At 63.9% G+C, this 16,999-nt stretch carries 12 protein-coding genes; 4 read left to right on the forward strand and 8 right to left on the reverse strand.

The window, feature by feature from the left end:
• Positions 1-111: 111 nt before the first annotated feature.
• The 8 genes from EJ070_RS33480 to EJ070_RS33515 all read right to left on the reverse strand — a co-directional run bounded on the left by EJ070_RS33480 (position 112) and on the right by EJ070_RS33515 (position 12,578).
• Positions 112-1,740 carry an alpha-D-glucose phosphate-specific phosphoglucomutase gene (locus EJ070_RS33480; protein ID WP_126095153.1) on the reverse strand — a complete coding sequence of 543 codons (1,629 nt, stop codon included), beginning with the start codon at positions 1,738-1,740 and terminating at the stop codon, positions 112-114.
• Positions 1,741-1,743: 3 nt separating this feature from the next.
• Positions 1,744-3,189, reverse strand: coding sequence for a glycogen synthase GlgA (gene glgA, locus EJ070_RS33485; protein ID WP_126095154.1), 1,446 nt, complete (start codon positions 3,187-3,189; stop codon positions 1,744-1,746).
• Positions 3,190-3,256: 67 nt separating this feature from the next.
• Positions 3,257-4,522 (reverse strand): glucose-1-phosphate adenylyltransferase, encoded by a 1,266-nt coding sequence (gene glgC / locus EJ070_RS33490; RefSeq protein ID WP_126095155.1) that lies wholly within the window; start codon positions 4,520-4,522, stop codon positions 3,257-3,259.
• A 61-nt stretch (positions 4,523-4,583) separates the two neighbouring features.
• Complete coding sequence (gene glgB, locus EJ070_RS33495) at positions 4,584-6,797, reverse strand: 1,4-alpha-glucan branching protein GlgB (RefSeq protein WP_126095156.1); 2,214 nt, start codon at positions 6,795-6,797, stop codon at positions 4,584-4,586.
• Positions 6,798-6,981: 184 nt separating this feature from the next.
• The gene (locus EJ070_RS33500; RefSeq protein WP_126095157.1) at positions 6,982-9,444 is read right to left on the reverse strand and encodes a glycogen/starch/alpha-glucan phosphorylase; all 2,463 of its coding nucleotides are present in this window, start codon (positions 9,442-9,444) and stop codon (positions 6,982-6,984) included.
• Between the two features lie 145 nt (positions 9,445-9,589).
• A complete protein-coding gene (locus tag EJ070_RS33505; protein ID WP_126095158.1) occupies positions 9,590-10,372 on the reverse strand; it encodes an ATP-binding cassette domain-containing protein in 783 nt (260 codons plus the stop codon).
• A 2-nt stretch (positions 10,373-10,374) separates the two neighbouring features.
• A complete protein-coding gene (locus EJ070_RS33510; protein ID WP_126095159.1) occupies positions 10,375-11,439 on the reverse strand; it encodes an ABC transporter permease in 1,065 nt (354 codons plus the stop codon).
• Positions 11,440-11,600: 161 nt separating this feature from the next.
• Entirely contained in the window at positions 11,601-12,578 is a 978-nt protein-coding gene (locus tag EJ070_RS33515) for a sugar ABC transporter substrate-binding protein (RefSeq protein WP_189350736.1), read from the reverse strand.
• Between the two features lie 268 nt (positions 12,579-12,846).
• On the opposite strand from EJ070_RS33515, the gene EJ070_RS33520 reads away from it, so the two are divergent.
• The 4 genes from EJ070_RS33520 (at position 12,847) to EJ070_RS33535 (ending at position 16,888) form a co-directional block, all read left to right on the forward strand.
• A complete protein-coding gene (locus EJ070_RS33520; protein ID WP_126095161.1) occupies positions 12,847-14,073 on the forward strand; it encodes an ROK family transcriptional regulator in 1,227 nt (408 codons plus the stop codon).
• Between the two features lie 2 nt (positions 14,074-14,075).
• Positions 14,076-14,522 (forward strand): RbsD/FucU domain-containing protein, encoded by a 447-nt coding sequence (locus EJ070_RS33525; RefSeq protein WP_126095162.1) that lies wholly within the window; start codon positions 14,076-14,078, stop codon positions 14,520-14,522.
• Positions 14,519-15,442, forward strand: a complete 924-nt coding sequence (locus EJ070_RS33530) for a carbohydrate kinase (RefSeq protein ID WP_126095163.1) — start codon at positions 14,519-14,521, stop codon at positions 15,440-15,442. The genes EJ070_RS33525 and EJ070_RS33530 overlap by 4 nt, the downstream gene beginning before the upstream one ends.
• A 303-nt stretch (positions 15,443-15,745) precedes the next feature.
• A complete protein-coding gene (locus tag EJ070_RS33535; RefSeq protein ID WP_126096019.1) occupies positions 15,746-16,888 on the forward strand; it encodes a DegT/DnrJ/EryC1/StrS aminotransferase family protein in 1,143 nt (380 codons plus the stop codon).
• Positions 16,889-16,999 lie beyond the last annotated feature (111 nt).

Raw genomic sequence — 16,999 nt, forward strand, 5'->3', positions numbered from 1 at the left:
TCGGTGTTCTGGGCGCCGGTCTGCGCCAAGCTGGAGCACCCCTCATCCGTCCGAGCTTCGCTCGGCCACCTTCTCCCACAAGTGGAGGAGGAGAAGCCTCCGCCTCCACCCTCAAGTAATCACGCTCGGCTTGTCACGGCCGGTGTGGCTCTTGATGCCGGCGATGTCGTCGGCGGCGGCGATGAGGTCGGCGAGCGCTTCCTGGGTGTCGAGATCGTGCCTCGCCTTGTCGGGTTCGTAGCGCTCGATATAGACGCGCAGCGTGGCGCCCGAAGTGCCCGTGCCGGAAAGGCGGAAGACGACGCGCGAGCCGCCCTCGAACAGTATCCTGATGCCCTGGTTCTTGCTCACCGAGCCGTCGACCGGATCGTGATAGGCGAAGTCATCGGCGCTGGCGATTGTCATGCCGCGCACACTGATGCCCGGCAGCGAGCCGAGCTTGGCGCGCAATTCATCGACCAGCGCATTCGCCCGCTCGGTCTCGACCTCCTCATAGTCGTGGCGCGAATAGTAGTTGCGACCGTAGGTCTCCCAGTGCTTGGTGACGATCTCCTTGCAGCTCTCGCCCCGCACCGCGAGGATGTTGAGCCACAAAAGCACGGCCCACAGCCCGTCCTTCTCGCGCACATGGTTGGAGCCGGTGCCAGCGCTTTCCTCGCCGCAGATCGTCGCCATGCCGGCGTCGAGCAGGTTGCCGAAGAACTTCCAGCCGGTCGGCGTCTCGTAGATGCCGATGCCGAGCTTCTCGGCGACGCGGTCGGCCGCGCCGCTGGTCGGCATCGAGCGGGCGATGCCTTTCAGGCCTTCCTTATAGCCGGGCGCCAGATGCGCGTTGGCGGCAAGCATCGCCACCGAATCCGACGGGGTGACGAAGATGCCCTTGCCGATGATCAGGTTGCGGTCGCCGTCGCCATCGGAGGCGGCGCCGAAATCCGGCGCGTCCGGACCCATCATCTCGTCATAGAGATGTTTGGCGTGCACAAGGTTCGGGTCCGGGTGATGGCCGCCGAAATCAGGCAGCGGCTTGAAGTTGCGGCAGGTGCCGTTCGGCGCGCCGAGCCGGCGTTCGAGGATCTCCTTGGCATAGGGCCCCGTAACCGCATGCATGGCGTCGAAGCGCATGCGGAAGCCATATTTGAAATTGGCGCGGATGGCGTCGAAGTCGAACAGGCTCTCCATCAGCTCGGCATAGTCGGTGACGGGATCGATGATCTCGACCGTCATGCCGCCGGCCTCGACGGTGCCGATCTTGTCGATGTCGATCTGGCCGATGTCGGCGATCTTGAAGCTCGATATCGTCTTGGTTTTCTCGAAGATCGCGTCGGTGATCTTCTCCGGCGCGGGGCCGCCATTTCCGGCGTTGTACTTGATGCCGAAATCCTCGTGCGGACCGCCCGGATTGTGGCTGGCCGAGAGGATGATGCCGCCGAAGGTCTTGTATTTGCGGATGATGTTGGAGGCGGCGGGCGTCGAGAGGATGCCGCCCTGCCCGACCATCACCTTGCCGAAGCCGTTGGCGGCGGCCATGGCGATGGCCTTCTGGATCACCTCGCGGTTGTAGAAGCGGCCGTCGCCGCCGATCACCAGCGTCTTGCCCTCAAAACCTTCGAGCGCGTCGAAGATCGATTGGATGAAGTTCTCGGCATAGTGCTCCTGCTGAAAGACAGGCACCTTCTTGCGCAGGCCGGAGGTGCCGGGCTTCTGGTCGGTGTAGGGTTTAGTGGAGACGGTTTTGATCATGCCTCAGGCAGCCCTTTTCGAAAGCAGCAAGCGATAGAGTTCGATATATTTCTCGGCGCTCTTGTCCCAGGAGACATCGGCCTTCATGCCCTGGCGCTGGATCGATGCCCAGGCGGCGGGCCTGGCATGAACCTCTACCAACTGGCGAATGGCATGCAGCAGCGCGCCGCCATTGTTCGGGGCGAACTGGAAGCCGGTGGCGACGCCCGCCGAAAGCGCCGCCTCATTGGCATCGATGATGGTGTCGGCAAGGCCCCCGGTGCGGGCGACGACCGGCACGCAGCCATAGCGCAGACCGTAGAGCTGGGTCAGCCCGCAGGGCTCGAAACGCGACGGGATGACGATGGCATCGCAGCCGCCCTGCATGATGTGGGAGAGGCCTTCATCATAGCCGACAACGACGCCGACGCGGCCGCGATGGCGGGCGGCGGCGGCAAGCAGCGAGCCCTCGAGGCCGGCATCGCCCGAGCCCAGCACCGCCAGCCGGGCGCCGCGCTGAACGACGCCGTCGACGACCGCGGCCAGGATATCCATGCCCTTCTGCCAGGTCAGCCGGCTGATGACGCAGACAATCGGGCTGTCGTCGCTCTCAAGGTTGAAGCGATCCTCGACGGCCTTGCGGTTGAGGCCGCGGGCCTCAAGCGTATCGGCCGAGTAGTTGGCCACTAGATGCTTGTCGGTCGCCGGGTTCCAGATATCGACATCGATGCCGTTGACGATGCCGTGGAGGTCGACGGCGCGCATGTTGATCAGGCCGTCGAGGCCCATGCCGAATTCCGGCGAGCGGATCTCCTGCGCGTAGGTCGGGCTCACCGTGGTGATCGCCCAGGCGGCCTGCAGGCCGGCCTTGAGATAGCCGACGCCGCCATAGTATTCGACGCCGTCGAGCTGCATCGCCACGCCTGGCAGGCCGAGCTCGCCGAAGATGCCGGCGCCGAACTGGCCCTGGAAGGCAAGGTTGTGCACGGTGATCAGCGACGGCACGCCGACGGCCTTGCCGTAGCGCATATAGGCGAGCGTCATCGCCGACTGCCAGTCATGGGCGTGCACGATGTCGGGCTGGTAGCCGGAGATCGCGCCGCCGGCGATGTCGCCGCCGACCTGGCTCAGCGCCGCGAAGCGCCGCCAGTTGTCGGACCAGTCGGCACCCGAGGAGTTGCCGTAGGGTCCGCCCACGCGGTCGAAGAGATGCGGCGCATCGAGCACGAAAAGGTCGAGCTCGCCGATCTTCACGGCATGGACCGAAGCCTTGCCGCCCTGCAGCAGCGGATACTGGTAAACGGCCTTCTTTTTCTTGAAGGCCTCCATCACCACCGGATAGCCGGGAACCAGCGTGCGCATCGCCACGCCCTTGCCGGCGAGCGCGATCGGCAGCGCGCCGGTCACGTCGGCAAGCCCGCCGGTCTTGATCAGCGGGAAGATTTCGGGCGTGACCGACAGAACCTGCATGCGCCTCACATTCCGACGTTAAAGTGACAGCTTGCTGATCAAATTGACAGCTTGTTGATCGACCTTGTCAGGTCGACAACTTGTTGATCATGTCCTGGGTGATCAGGCAGATGCCCTTTTCCGAAACGCGGAAGCGCTTGGCGTCGAGTGCCGGGTCCTCGCCCACTACCAGTCCCTCCGGAATGTGGACGCCGTGGTCGATGACGACGCGCGTGAGACGCGCTTTGCGGCCGACCTGGACGTCGGGCAGCATTACCACTTCCTCGAGCTTCGAATAGGAATTGATGCGCGCGCCGGTGAAGATCAGGCTGCGGCGCAGCGATGCGCCGGAGACGATGCAGTCGCCGGACACCAGCGAGGATATCGCCTCGCCGCGGCGGCCGTCCTCGTCATGCACGAATTTTGCCGGCGGCTTCAATTCGGCATACGTCCAGATCGGCCAGTCGCGGTCGTAGAGGTCGAGCTCTGGGGTGACGTCGGTGAGGTCGATATTGGCTTCCCAATAGGCGTCCACCGTTCCGACGTCGCGCCAGTAAGGCTCGGCCTCATGCGAGGAGCGCACGCAGGACTTGGCGAAGCGGTGGGCGATCGCCTTACCGTGCTGGACGATATAGGGGATGATGTCCTTGCCGAAGTCGCGGCTGGAGCCGGGTTCGGCGGCGTCGCGGCGCAACTGCTCCATCAGGAACTTGGTCTTGAAGACGTAGATACCCATCGATGCCAGGGCGAACTCCGGCTTGTCGGGGATGCCGGGCGGATCGGCGGGCTTTTCGACGAAAGCGATGATGTTGTCCTTGGCGTCGACATGCATGACGCCGAAACCGGTCGCTTCCATGCGCGGCACTTCGAGACAGCCGACGGTGACATCGGCGCCGGCGTCGACATGCTGGCGCAGCATCAGCTCGTAATCCATCTTGTAGATGTGGTCGCCGGCAAGGATGACCATGTATTCGGGGCCGTAGGCCTCGATGATGTCGATGTTCTGGTAAACGGCGTCGGCCGTGCCTTCATACCATTGGGTTTCGGACACGCGCTGCGAGGCGGGCAGGATGTCGAAGCTCTCGTTTCGCTCCGGCCGCAGGAAGTTCCAGCCGCGCTGCAGATGGCGGATCAGCGAATGCGCCTTGTACTGGGTGGCGACGCCGAGACGGCGGATGCCCGAGTTGAGGGCATTGGACAGCGCGAAATCGATGATGCGCGTCTTGCCGCCGAAATAGACCGCGGGCTTGGCGCGCCGGTCGGTCAGTTCCTTGAGGCGGCTGCCGCGGCCGCCGGCAAGCACATAGGCCATGGCATCGCGCGCCAGCGGCTGGGTTCTCTTGATCTCTGCCATTGTTACCCTCCCAAGTAAGCTGCACGGAACATTGCTGGAGCAACATGAGATATCATCTGCTTCAGTCCGCGACGAATTCCAGCATGATCGTCGAGAGCGGCGGCAACAGCATCGTCGCCGACGTGCCACCCCCTTCCCCGCTGGCTGCGACCCTGCCGCCATTGCCCATGCCGGAGCCGCCATAAACGGCTGCGTCAGTGTTCATGATCTCGCGCCACTCGCCCGCCTTCGGCAGCGGCACGCGATAGTTCTCGCGCGGCACCGGCGTGAAATTGGAGATGACAGCGATCGGGTTGCCGTCCGGCGCGCTGCGCAGCCAGGCAAAGACCGAATTGTCGCGATCATCGACGATCAGCCAGGAGAAGCCTTCCGGCTCGCAGTCGCGCGCATGCAGCGCCGGGCGCGAGCGGTAGAGGTAGTTCAGGTCCCGCACCACCTGCCAGACGCCGCGATGCGGAGCATAGTCGAGCAGGTTCCAGTCGAGCGCGCGCGCCTCGCTCCACTCGCGGCGCTGGGCGAACTCCTGCCCCATGAACAGAAGCTTCTTGCCGGGATAGCCCCACATGAAGGCGTAGTAGGCGCGCAGCGTGGCGAATTTCTGCCAGTCGTCGCCGGCCATCTTGTGAAGCAGCGTGCCCTTGCCGTGCACGACCTCGTCATGGGAGAGCGGCAGCACGAAATTTTCCGAGAAAGCGTAGGTCAGGCCGAAGGTGATGTCGTTGTGATGGTGCTTGCGGAAGATGGGCTCCTTGGAGAGATACTCCAGCGTGTCGTGCATGAAGCCCATGTTCCACTTGAAACCGAAGCCGAGCCCGCCCTCATGCACGGGGCGCGAAACTTTCGGCCATGAGGTCGATTCCTCGGCGATCGTCATCACGCCGGGATGATGGCCGTAAAGCTCCTTGTTCATCTTTTGCAGGAAGCTGACGGCCTGCAGGTTCTCGCGCCCGCCCTTCTCGTTGGGGATCCACTCGCCCGCCTTGCGCGAATAGTCGAGGTAGAGCATCGAGGCGACGGCGTCGACGCGCAGGCCGTCGACATGGTATTTTTCGGCCCAGAACAGCGCATTGTTGACGAGGAACGACACCACCTCGCGGCGGCCGAAATTGTAGATCGCGGTGTTCCAGTCGGGATGGAAGCCCTGGCGCGGATCGGCATGCTCGTAGAGCGCGGTGCCGTCGAATTGAACCAGCCCGTGCTCGTCGACCGGGAAATGTGCCGGCACCCAGTCGAGGATCACGCCGACGCCGGCGCGGTGGGCGCCGTCGACGAAGCGGGCAAAGCCGTCGGGATCACCGAAGCGGGCAGTCGGCGCATAGAGCCCGGTCGTCTGGTAGCCCCAGGACGGGTCATAAGGATGCTCGGAGACAGGCAGGAACTCGATATGGGTGAAGCCGGCGTCCACCACATAAGGGATCAGCCGCGCGGCGAGTTCGTCCCAGGTGAGGAACGTGCCGTCGTCGCGACGCTGCCAAGAGCCTGCATGGACCTCGTAGATCGAGATCGCCTCACGTCTCGGATCGACGTCTTGCCAGAATTTGTGGTGCGCTTCGTCGCCCCATTGATGCGCCATCGGCGGCGCCGTCACCGACGCAGTCGCCGGACGCATCTCGGATTCGAAGGCGAAGGGATCGGCCTTGAGCGGCAGTCTGACGCCGTCGGGGCCGATGATCTCGAACTTGTAGGGCTGGCCGGCGCGGAGATCGGGAATGAACAGCTCCCAGATGCCGGTGTCCTTGCGGTCGCGCATGGTGTGCCGGCGGCCGTCCCAGTCGTTGAAGGCGCCAACCACCGAGACGCGCCTGGCATTCGGCGCCCAAACGGCGAAATGCACGCCGGTCGCGCCCTCATGCTCGATGATATGGGCGCCGAGCTTGTCGAAGAGCCTCAGGTGCGAGCCCTCGGCCATGTAGTAATCGTCCATCGGTCCCAGCACCGGGCCGAAGGAATAGGGGTCGGTCAGCCACCAGTCGCCGCCGGCATTTCTCGCGTGATAGCGCAGCGGCTGACGCTTGCGGATCGAAAGCCTGCCCTCGAAGAAGCCGGCATCGTTGCTGCGTATGAGTTGCCCGACTTCCTTGCCGGTCAGCGTATAGGCGGTGACGAATTCGGCGTTGGGCACAAAGCAGCGGGCGACGAAACCCTTGTCGGCCTCATGCACGCCCAGAACCGCAAAAGGATCGCCATGCGTTCCGGCGACAATCGCCGCGACATCGCCGGCTTGCGCCAGTCCGTCCGGCCCGCTTGTCGCAGCGGTCGCGCGCGGCTTCCTCATCAGGCGGTCGCCCTCCCCGGGCACCTTTTGTTTTGGTGCATGCCGTGATCCCAAAAGCGTTGTGCACTTTTGGGCGGCATGCACCAGTCTTTGTTTTGGCGCATGCCGTGATCCCAAAAGCGCTGTGCACTTTTTGGGCGGCATGCACCGGGGGCCACATCGTTCGTGACCTTATGCAATCACATCAGACAGGTACGTTCCAGATTTCTTTCGCATATTGGCGGATGGTTCGATCGGACGAGAACCAGCCGACGCGGGCGACGTTGCGGATGGCGCGCGCGTACCAGTCGGGACTGTTGCGCCACACGGCGTCGACCTCGCGCTGGCAGGCTGCATAGGAATCGAAATCGGCCGCAACCATGAACCAGTCGCCCTGATAGAGGCCATTCATGAGATCGCGGTAGCGGTTGGGATCGTCGGGCGAGAAGACGCCGGACGAGATCGCCGACACCGCCTGCGACAGCTCCGGCGAAGCCTCGATCACGCCACGCGGATCGTAGCCGTTGGCGCGCCGGTCGGCGACCTCGGCGGTGGTGAGGCCGAAGATGAAAATGTTGTCGTCGCCGACATGCTCCTTGATCTCGACATTGGCGCCGTCGAGCGTGCCTATGGTCAGCGCGCCGTTCAGCGCGAACTTCATGTTGCCGGTGCCGGAGGCCTCCATGCCGGCGGTCGATATCTGCTCGGAAAGATCGGCGGCCGGCATCATCACCTCGGCCAGGCTGACATTGTAGTTCGGCATGAACACCATTTTCAGCAGGCCGCGCACCGAGGGATCGCCGTTGATGACCCTGGCGACGTCGTTGGCCAGTTTGATGATCAGCTTGGCGTTGTGGTAGCTGGGCGCCGCCTTGCCGCCGAAGAATTTCACCCGCGGCATCCACTCCCGCTCCGGATGCGAGCGGATCTGGTCGTAAAGCGCGATCGCCTCCAGGATGTTGAGAAGCTGACGCTTGTATTCGTGGATGCGCTTGACCTGGATGTCGAACAGCGCCGACGGATCGAGCCTGATGCCCAGCCGGTCGGCGACGAGGTTCGCGAGCCTCGCCTTGTTCTGCCGCTTCACGGCGGCGAACTTCTCGCGGAAGGCGGCATCGTCGGCGAGAGGATCGAGATCCTTGATCGCCTCGATGTCGTCCATGAAACGGTCGCCGATCGCCTCGCGCGCAAGCGCGGTCAGGCCGGGATTGCACTGGATCAGCCAGCGCCGCGGCGTGATGCCGTTGGTCTTGTTGTTGATGCGGTCCGGGTAGAGCTTGTGGAGATCGGCGAACACCGTCTCCTTCATCAGCTCGGTGTGGAGGGCAGAGACGCCGTTGATCGAATGCGAGCCGACGAAGGCGAGATTGCCCATGCGCACCCGGCGGTCGCCGTTTTCCTGGATCAGCGAGATGCGGGCGATCTGCTCGCCCGAGAACTGGCTGGTGGCGCGAGCCTCGAGCAGCACCTGCGCGTTGATGGCGTAGACGATCTGCATATGGCGCGGCAGCAGGCGCTCGAAGAGCGGCACCGGCCAGCTTTCCAGCGCCTCCGGCAGCAGCGTGTGGTTGGTGTAGGCGAAGGTGCGCTTGGTGACGTCCCAGGCAAGGTCGAAGTCCACGCCATGGACGTCCATCAGAAGCCGCATCAGCTCCGCCACGGCAATCGCCGGATGGGTATCATTCAAATGGATCGCGGCCTTGTCGGGTAGCGATTTTAGGTCGCCATACTGGCTGAGATGCCGCTGGATGATGTCCTGCAGCGAGGCTGTCGAGAAGAAATACTCCTGTCTCAGCCTGAGCTCTTGGCCGGCCTTGTGGGAATCGGCGGGATAGAGCACGCGCGACAGCGCGTCGGCCTTGTTGCTTTCGGCGAGCGCACCGATGTGGTCGCCGGCGTTGAACTTGTCGAGCAGGATGGGGTCGATCGGCATGCCCGACCACAGGCGCAGCGTGTTGACGCGCCTGGCACGCCAGCCGGCGACCGGTGTGTCATAGGCGACGGCCAGCACATGCTCGGTCGGCTTCCAGACATGGCGCTCCAGCCGGCCGTCCTTGGAAGTGATCGATTCCACCGAACCGCCGAAGCCGACCTCGAAGGAGCGCTCGCGCCGCTCGAACTCCCATGGATTGCCGTGGTCGAGCCAGGTTTCCGGCAATTCGACCTGCCAGCCGTCGTGGATCTCCTGGCGGAACATGCCGTTGGCGTAGCGGATGCCGTAGCCGTGCGCCGGGATATCGACGGTCGCCATGCTTTCCATGAAGCAGGCGGCGAGCCGGCCGAGGCCGCCATTGCCGAGCGCAGCATCCGGCTCGAGCCCGGCGATGAGGTCGAGGTCGACGCCAAGCGAGGCGAGCGCCTCGCGCATGTTCTCCATCAGGTCGAGATTGGAGAAGGCGTCGCGCATCAGGCGCCCGATCAGGAATTCGAGCGAGAGGTAATAAACGCGCTTTTCCTGCTGGTCGTAGGCTTCCTTGGTCGCCTGGATCCAGTGATCGACGATGCGGTCGCGCACGACCTTGATCGAGGCGGTGAGCCAGTCATGGGGCGTGGCAACCGTGGTGTCCTTGCCGAGCCGGTATTTGAGCGACATCAAGACTTCTTCGGCGAGCGTCTTGGGGTCGGGATGGTCGAGAGCGGGAGCTTCGATCGTCATGGCGGGTGTCATGCTGCCTCTCGTTCGGTTGGCCTGATCATACCGGCTTTCACCGCTTCTCCTACCCCACTTTGCCGCGCTGCAGCATACGTTAAATCGATTTAGGCAGTGATGTCCATCTGGCGCCTCTGCGGCTATTTACCGTGGTGCGTGGAGATCAGGCCGCTAGCGCGTCTTCCGGCGGCTTCTTGGCGCCGGTCATGAGCGCGACCGCATCCGACATGGAAATCTGCTTGGGATCGACGACGCAGAGACGCCGTCCAAGCCGGTGGATGTGGATGCGATCGGCCACCTCGAAGACATGCGGCATGTTGTGCGAGATGAGCACGATGGGCAGACCGCGCTTCTTGACGTCGAGGATCAGCTCCAGCACGCGGCGGCTTTCCTTGACGCCAAGTGCTGCCGTCGGCTCGTCCATGATCACCACTTTCGAGCCGAAAGCGGCGGCGCGCGCCACCGCGACGCCCTGGCGCTGACCGCCCGAGAGCGTTTCCACTGCCTGGCTGATGTTCTGGATGGTCATCAGGCCGAGCTCGGTCAGCTTGTCGCGGGCGCGCTTCTCCATCGCCGGACGGTCGAGCATGCGGAACCAGCTGCCGAGCGGCCCGGGCTTGCGGATCTCGCGGCCGAGAAACATGTTGTCGGCGATAGACAGCGCCGGCGACAGCGCGAGGTTCTGATAGACGGTCTCGATGCCCGCCTCGCGGGCTTCGATGGGCGATTTGAATTGGACCTGCTTGCCGTCCAACTCGATCACCCCCTCGTCGGCATGCACGGCGCCAGAGATCGCCTTGATCAGCGTCGACTTGCCGGCGCCGTTGTCGCCGATCACCGCCAGGATTTCGCCGGGGTAGAGATCGAAGTCGCAGTTGTTGAGCGCGGTCACGCGGCCATAGCGCTTGGTGAGACCGCGCGCGGTGAGGACAGCCTTCTCAGTCATGGTTACACCGAAACCTTTCTGATCCACTGGTCGATCGCGACGGCGCCGATGATCAGGACACCGGTGAGCAGCACCTTCCATTGCGGATCGGCACCGAGCATGTTGAGACCCATCGAGACGACACCGACGATCATGGCACCGAACAGCGTGCCGAGGATCGAGCCGCGGCCGCCGAAGAGCGAGATGCCGCCGATCACCGTCGCGGTGATCGCCTGCAGATTGTAGTCGGTGACGGCGGCGGACGGCGAAATCGAACCGTTGCGGCCGATCGAGACCCAGGCCGCGAAGGCGGCGATCAGGCCGGCAAGCGTATAGACGGCCATCAGCACCTTCTTGGTCTGGATGCCGGAGAGCTTGGCCGCTTCCGGATCGTCGCCGACGGCATAGACGTGGCGACCCCAGGCGGTGTGGTTGAGCACGTACCAGAGCAGCATCACCAGCAGGACCATCGCGATGACGCCGGCCGTCAGCACGGCGGAACCGACCCTGAAGCTCAGGGCGAAGAAGTGCAGCAGCGGCGCCTGGGCATCGACGTCGGCGTCGCGGATCGTCTCATTGGCCGAATAGATGAAATTCGTCGCCATGACGATATTCCAGGTGCCGAGCGTGACGATGAAGGGCGGCAGCTTCATGTAGGCGACCAGCAGACCGTTGAGCAGGCCACAGGCGCTGCCGGCGGCAAGCCCAACGATCACCGCGAGAAGGGTCGGCATCCCGTAAGTGAGAGCGCAGTTGCCCATGATCACGGCCGAAATCACCATGATGACGCCAATCGAGAGATCGATGCCGGCGGTCAGGATGACCAATGTCTGGGCAGCGCCCAGAATACCGACGATGGCGATCTGCTGCAGGATCAGCGTCAGCGTGTAGGACGAAAAGAAACGTCCGCCGATCGCGATACCGAAAATGATGATTGACAGCACCAGCACGATCAGCGGGACCGCCGCCGGCGTGGAATGCAAAAAATGCTGGGCGCGCTTGACGAACGACTTGCCGTGCTCCTCGAAGGCTGCGACGCTGCTGTCGCTGCCGGTGAGCACCTTTTCGAATTCCTGCATCTGAGACATGTGACCTCCCGTCTGCGCGGAGCTTGCTCATTGCTCCACGCGCCGTTCACGCATTCCGGTCTATTGCCGGGATTATCAGCGCTTACGAAAGCGCATCGTCCACCCGATGGGGCCGGGGATCAAGCCCCGGCCGCAAGGTTTATGCGCCTGTCAGGCCGGCATCAGCCCCAGCACTTGGCCAGGCCTTCCTTGGTGTCGATGGACTTCACGCCGTTGGCCGGCTTGTCCGTCACGAGATTGACGCCGGTGTCGAAGAAGTTCTTGCCTTCGGTCGGCTTCGGCTTGGTGCCGTCCTTGGCATAGGCGGCGATCGCCTCGATGCCGAGCGCCGCCATCTGCAGCGGATATTGCTGCGAGGTGGCGCCGATCACGCCTTCGGTCACCGACTTCACGCCGGGGCAGCCGCCATCGACCGAGACGATCAGCACCTGCTTTTCGAGACCGACGGCCTTGAGTGCCTGGTAGGCGCCGACAGCGGCGGGCTCGTTGATGGTGTGGATGACGTTGATGGTGTTGTCCTTCTGCAGAAGGTTCTCCATCGCCTTGCGGCCGCCTTCCTCGTTGCCGTTGGTGACATCATGACCGACGATGCGCGGATCGTCCTCGTCGCCGATCTTGTTCGGGTCCTTCACGTCGATGCCGTAGCCCATCATGAAGCCCTGGTCGCGCAGTACGTCGACGGTCGGCTGCGAGGGGGTGAGGTCGAGGAAGCCGATCTTGGCGTCCTTGGCCTTGTCGCCGAGCGTGGCGGCGGCCCAGGCGCCGATCAGCTTGCCGGCCTCCAGATTGTCGGTGGCGAAGGTCGCGTCGGCGGCGTCGATCGGGTCGAGCGGCGTGTCGAGCGCGATCACCAGCAGGCCGGCGTCGCGCGCCTTCTTGACCGTCGGCACGATACCCTTGGTGTCGGAAGCGGTGATCAGGATGCCCTTGGCGCCGTCGGCGATGCAGCTTTCGATCGCCGCGACCTGGCTCTCGCTGTCGCCGTCGATCTTGCCGGCATAGGTCTTAAGATCGACGCCGAGTTCCTTGGCCTTGGCTGTCGCGCCCTCCTTCATCTTGACGAAGAAGGGGTTGGTGTCGGTCTTGGTGATAAGGCAGGCGCCGACGCCCGCGGCCGATGCGGACGAGGCGAACGCCATCAAGCCCAGCCCGGCAGCCGCGAACACGGTAGACTTCAGCAGCGATTTCTTGGTCACGATTTTCCTCCCAGTGGAACCATTCCGGACGCCGGCCTACCCGGCGCCTCGAGCGCATCCAACCATTCTCCCAGCGTGGACGCCACCTCAAAAGACACCAGTCCGAGACGTCTGTCAATAATTAAATCACTCTTATTTATTATTGACAGGCTTGCGCCGTTCACTCATTCTGAACGAAAAGCAATGTGGGGAAACCAACGGGAGGAACAGGGTGGAGACCGGCATTGCGAGGCACGGTTCGCCCGAGGCTCTGGGGAGCCGCCTGCATCGCGGCACCAACCAGAGCGGTATGCGCGACCACAATGAACGGCTCGTGCTGTCGCTGGTGCGCCAGCATGGCAGCCTCGCCAAATCCGACATCGCGCGCATGACCGGGCTGTCGGCCCAGACGGTGTCGGTCATCATGCGCGAGCTCGAAGAGGACAAGCTGCTCCTTCGCCAGGCGCCCTTGCGGGGCAAGATCGGCCAGCCGTCGATCCCGATGGCGCTCAATCCGGAGGGCGCCTTCTTCATCGGGCTCAAGATCGGCCGCCGCAGCGCCGAGCTGGTGCTGATCGACTTCCTCGGCAATGTGCGCTCGATGCTGCGGAATTCCTATCGCTATCCCGCGCCGCGCGAGACGGTCGAGTTTGTCAGCGCCGGCATCAAAAAAATGCGCGGAGAACTGACGCCGGCGCAGGACAAGCGCATTGCCGGCCTCGGCATCGCCATGCCGTTCGAACTTTGGAGTTGGGCCGACACCGCAGGCGCGCCACGCGAGATCATGGACGAATGGCGCCATCGTGACATCCGCTCCGACATCCAGTCGCAATGCGACTTTCCGGTCTATCTGCAGAACGACGCCACCTCCGCTTGCGGGGCAGAGCTCGTCTTCGGCCAAGCGGTAGGCGCGCGCGATTTCGTGTATTTCTATATCGGCGCCTTTGCCGGCGGCGGCATCGTGCTCAACGGCCGCCTGTTCGGCGGTCCGACCGGAAACGCTGGCGCGCTGGGCTCCATGCCGGTGCCGGGGCCGGACGGCAAGCCGACGCAGCTCATCGACGTCGCCTCGATCGCCATGCTGGAAAAGGCGCTCAACGCGAAGGGCATAGACGGCTCGCATCTTTGGACTTCGCCGCAGGAATGGGGCGATATCGGCGCCGAGCTTGACCAATGGATCGCCAGTGCTTCGCAAGCGCTGGCCTATGCCATCGTTGCGGCATCCGCGGTCATCGATTTCGAAGCGGCGGTTATCGACGGCTGGATGCCGCTCGGCGTGCGGCGGCGGCTCGTCGATGCGGTCACGGATGCTATCGCCGGCATCGACGCCGAGGGACTGAAGCTGCCCGTCGTGCGCGAAGGAACCGTGGGCATCCATGCGCGGGCGCTGGGCGGCGCCAGCCTGCCGCTTTCCGAACGTTTCCTGATCGGGCCAACCTCTATCTCCAGGAGCGCCTGACCATGCTGATCGGCATCCCGTCGCTGCTCGGCCCGCAGCTTCTGGCGACGCTCAGGGCCATGGGCCATGGCGACGAGATCGCTATCGTCGACGGCAACTATCCCGCCGAGGAACAGGCGCGCAGGCTGATCCGCGCCGACGGCCATCACATCATTCCGGTGATCGATGCGATCCTCAGCGTGCTGCCGGTGGACGAAACAGTGCCGGAGGCGCTGTTCCGCGCCTCGGTCAGGGGCGATCCGGCGCTCGCCGATCCGGTGCATCACGAGATGGAAGTGGTCTGCGCGGAACGCGCACCGGGCCGCAAGGTGATTGCGCTGGCCGGCGCCGACTTCTATGCACGCGTCAAGGCCGCGCACGCCATCGTCGCGACCAGCGAACCCAGGTTCTACGCCAACATCATCATCCGCAAGGGCGTGATCCATCCGCCGGAGACAAAAACGCAATGATCCTCTGCTGTGGCGAAGCCCTGATCGACATGCTGCCGCGCACCACGACGGAAGGCGAAGCGGCCTTCGCGCCTTATGTCGGCGGCGCCGTTTTCAACACGGCGATCGCGCTCGGACGCCTGGGCGCCCCGGCAGGGTTCTTTTCCGGCCTCTCCTCCGACCTGTTCGGCGGCCAGTTCCGCGAGGCGCTCGGCGCAAGCAAGGTGAGTTCCACCTACGCGCACACCTCGGCGAGACCGACAACGCTTGCCTTCGTGCGGCTCACCAACGGCCAGGCGACCTACACATTCTACGACGAGAACACCGCCGGGCGTATGCTCACCGTCGAGGACCTGCCGAAGCTTGGCGCCGAGATCGAAGCGATGCTGTTCGGCGCTATCAGCCTGATTTCGGAGCCCGCGGGATCGGCCTATGAGGAGTTCATGCGGCGCGAGCACGACAGCCGTGTGATGATGCTCGATCCAAACATCCGGCCGAACTTCATCCCGGACAAGGCCAAGCATCTCAGACGCATCCGCGAGATGATGGCGATGGCCGACATCGTCAAACTATCCGACGAGGACCTCAACTGGTTCGACGAGGCGGGCTCGCATGAGGACGTCGTGCGCAACTGGCTGGATCGCGGCCCCAGCCTGATCGTCGTTACCCATGGCAGCGAAGGCGCGGTCGGCTACAGCAAGGAGCACAAGGTCACGGTCGTGCCGCAGAAGGTGAAGGTGGTCGACACGGTTGGCGCCGGCGACACCTTCAATGCCGGCATCCTCGCCTCACTGCATGAGCAGGGCCTGCTCACCAAGGCGGCGATCGGCAGCCTGTCGGAGGACGCGATCCGCAAAGCGTTGGAACTCGGCTCGAAGGCAGCCGCAGTGACCGTGTCGCGGGCCGGCGCCAACCCGCCCTGGCGGCACGAAATCGCCTGATTGCCTGTCCCAAGCCGGCTGGAGACCCTGCCCGGCGATCACTTTATGTTTCCAACGGCCGGAACAGCGAGATAAATGGCGCTGAAAATGCCGCTTGAAGCCCGGATTTTCCGGCTTCCTCGGGCAATGCGCCGGCAAAGACGGTAACAGGCTGCGACACTTGCGCAATTCGCCCCGGCCGTGGCCGGCTTTTTCAGCCGCGCCAAGTCTGGTACCAGCGGGCCGGTTTATTGATTGGAGCGATGCGCGTCCATCCGGACGCGTAGAGTGCACTCCACCACGTTTGAAGCCATCGAGGCCGACATGCAGTTCATCGATCTTGGCGCGCAGCGCGAACGAATCCGCGACCGGCTGAAGGCCGCGATCGACCGTGTCGTCGAGGATGGCCGCTATATCCTTGGCCCCCAGGTCGCCGAATTCGAGAGCAAGCTCGCGGCTTTTGTCGGCGTCAAGCATGTCGTGGCCTGCGCCAACGGCACCGATGCGCTGCTTCTGCCGTTGTTTGCCGCCGGCATCGGCCCGGGCGATGCGGTGTTCGTGCCGAGCTTCACCTTCGCCGCGACGGCCGAAGTGGTGGCGCTCGCCAAGGCCGAACCCGTCTTTGTCGACGTCGACCCAGATACCTACAACATCGACATCGCCAGCCTCGAGGCGGCGATCGACATGATCAAGAAGGAAGGCCGCCTGAAGCCGAAGGCGATCATCCCGGTCGACCTGTTCGGGCTTGCCGCCGACTATGAAGCGATCATGGCGATAGCCAAGCGCGAGAACCTGCTGGTGATCGAGGACGCCGCCCAGTCGATGGGTGGCTCGGCCGACGGCACCATGTGCGGCGCCTTCGGCCATGTCGGCTCGACCAGCTTTTATCCGGCCAAGCCTCTCGGCTGCTATGGCGATGGCGGCGCGATGTTCACAAATGATGCTGTGCTGGCCGACAAGCTCAGATCCTTCGCCTTTCACGGCAAGGGGGAGACGCAGTACGACAACGTTCGCGTCGGCATCAATTCGCGCCTCGACACGTTGCAGGCGGCGATCCTGATCGAAAAGCTCGCTATCCTGGAGGAAGAGATGCTGGCACGGCAGGCGGTCGCAGACCGCTATGCCAAGGGGCTCGGCGACATCGTGAAAGCATCGCGCAATCTGGGCCACGGCCGCTCGGCCTGGGCTCAATACGCGATCGAGACGCCGAAGCGCGACGGGCTGAAGGCCCATCTCGGCGAAAAGGGCATCCCGTCGGTCATCTATTATGTGAAGCCGCTGCACGAACAGGTCGCCTACAAGGACTATCCGCGCACGCCGACCGGCCTCGGCGTTTCAGAAAAGCTGCCGAAGCAGATCCTCTGCCTGCCGATGCACGCCTATCTCACCGAAGCCGACCAGGACCGCATCATCGAGACGATCCGCAACTATATCGGCTCGAACTCGGCGCACGTAGCGGCGGCTTGACGATCTCCCCCTTGAGGGGGAGATGGCCGGCAGGCAAGAGGGGGTCGGTCCGACCGGGCGCGGCCCTTATCGCAGACGAACGGGGTGGGCGCTCCACGCGAGGCGACCCCC

It is taken from the genome of Mesorhizobium sp. M1E.F.Ca.ET.045.02.1.1 (genome assembly GCF_003952485.1).
Classification (GTDB): domain Bacteria; phylum Pseudomonadota; class Alphaproteobacteria; order Rhizobiales; family Rhizobiaceae; genus Mesorhizobium.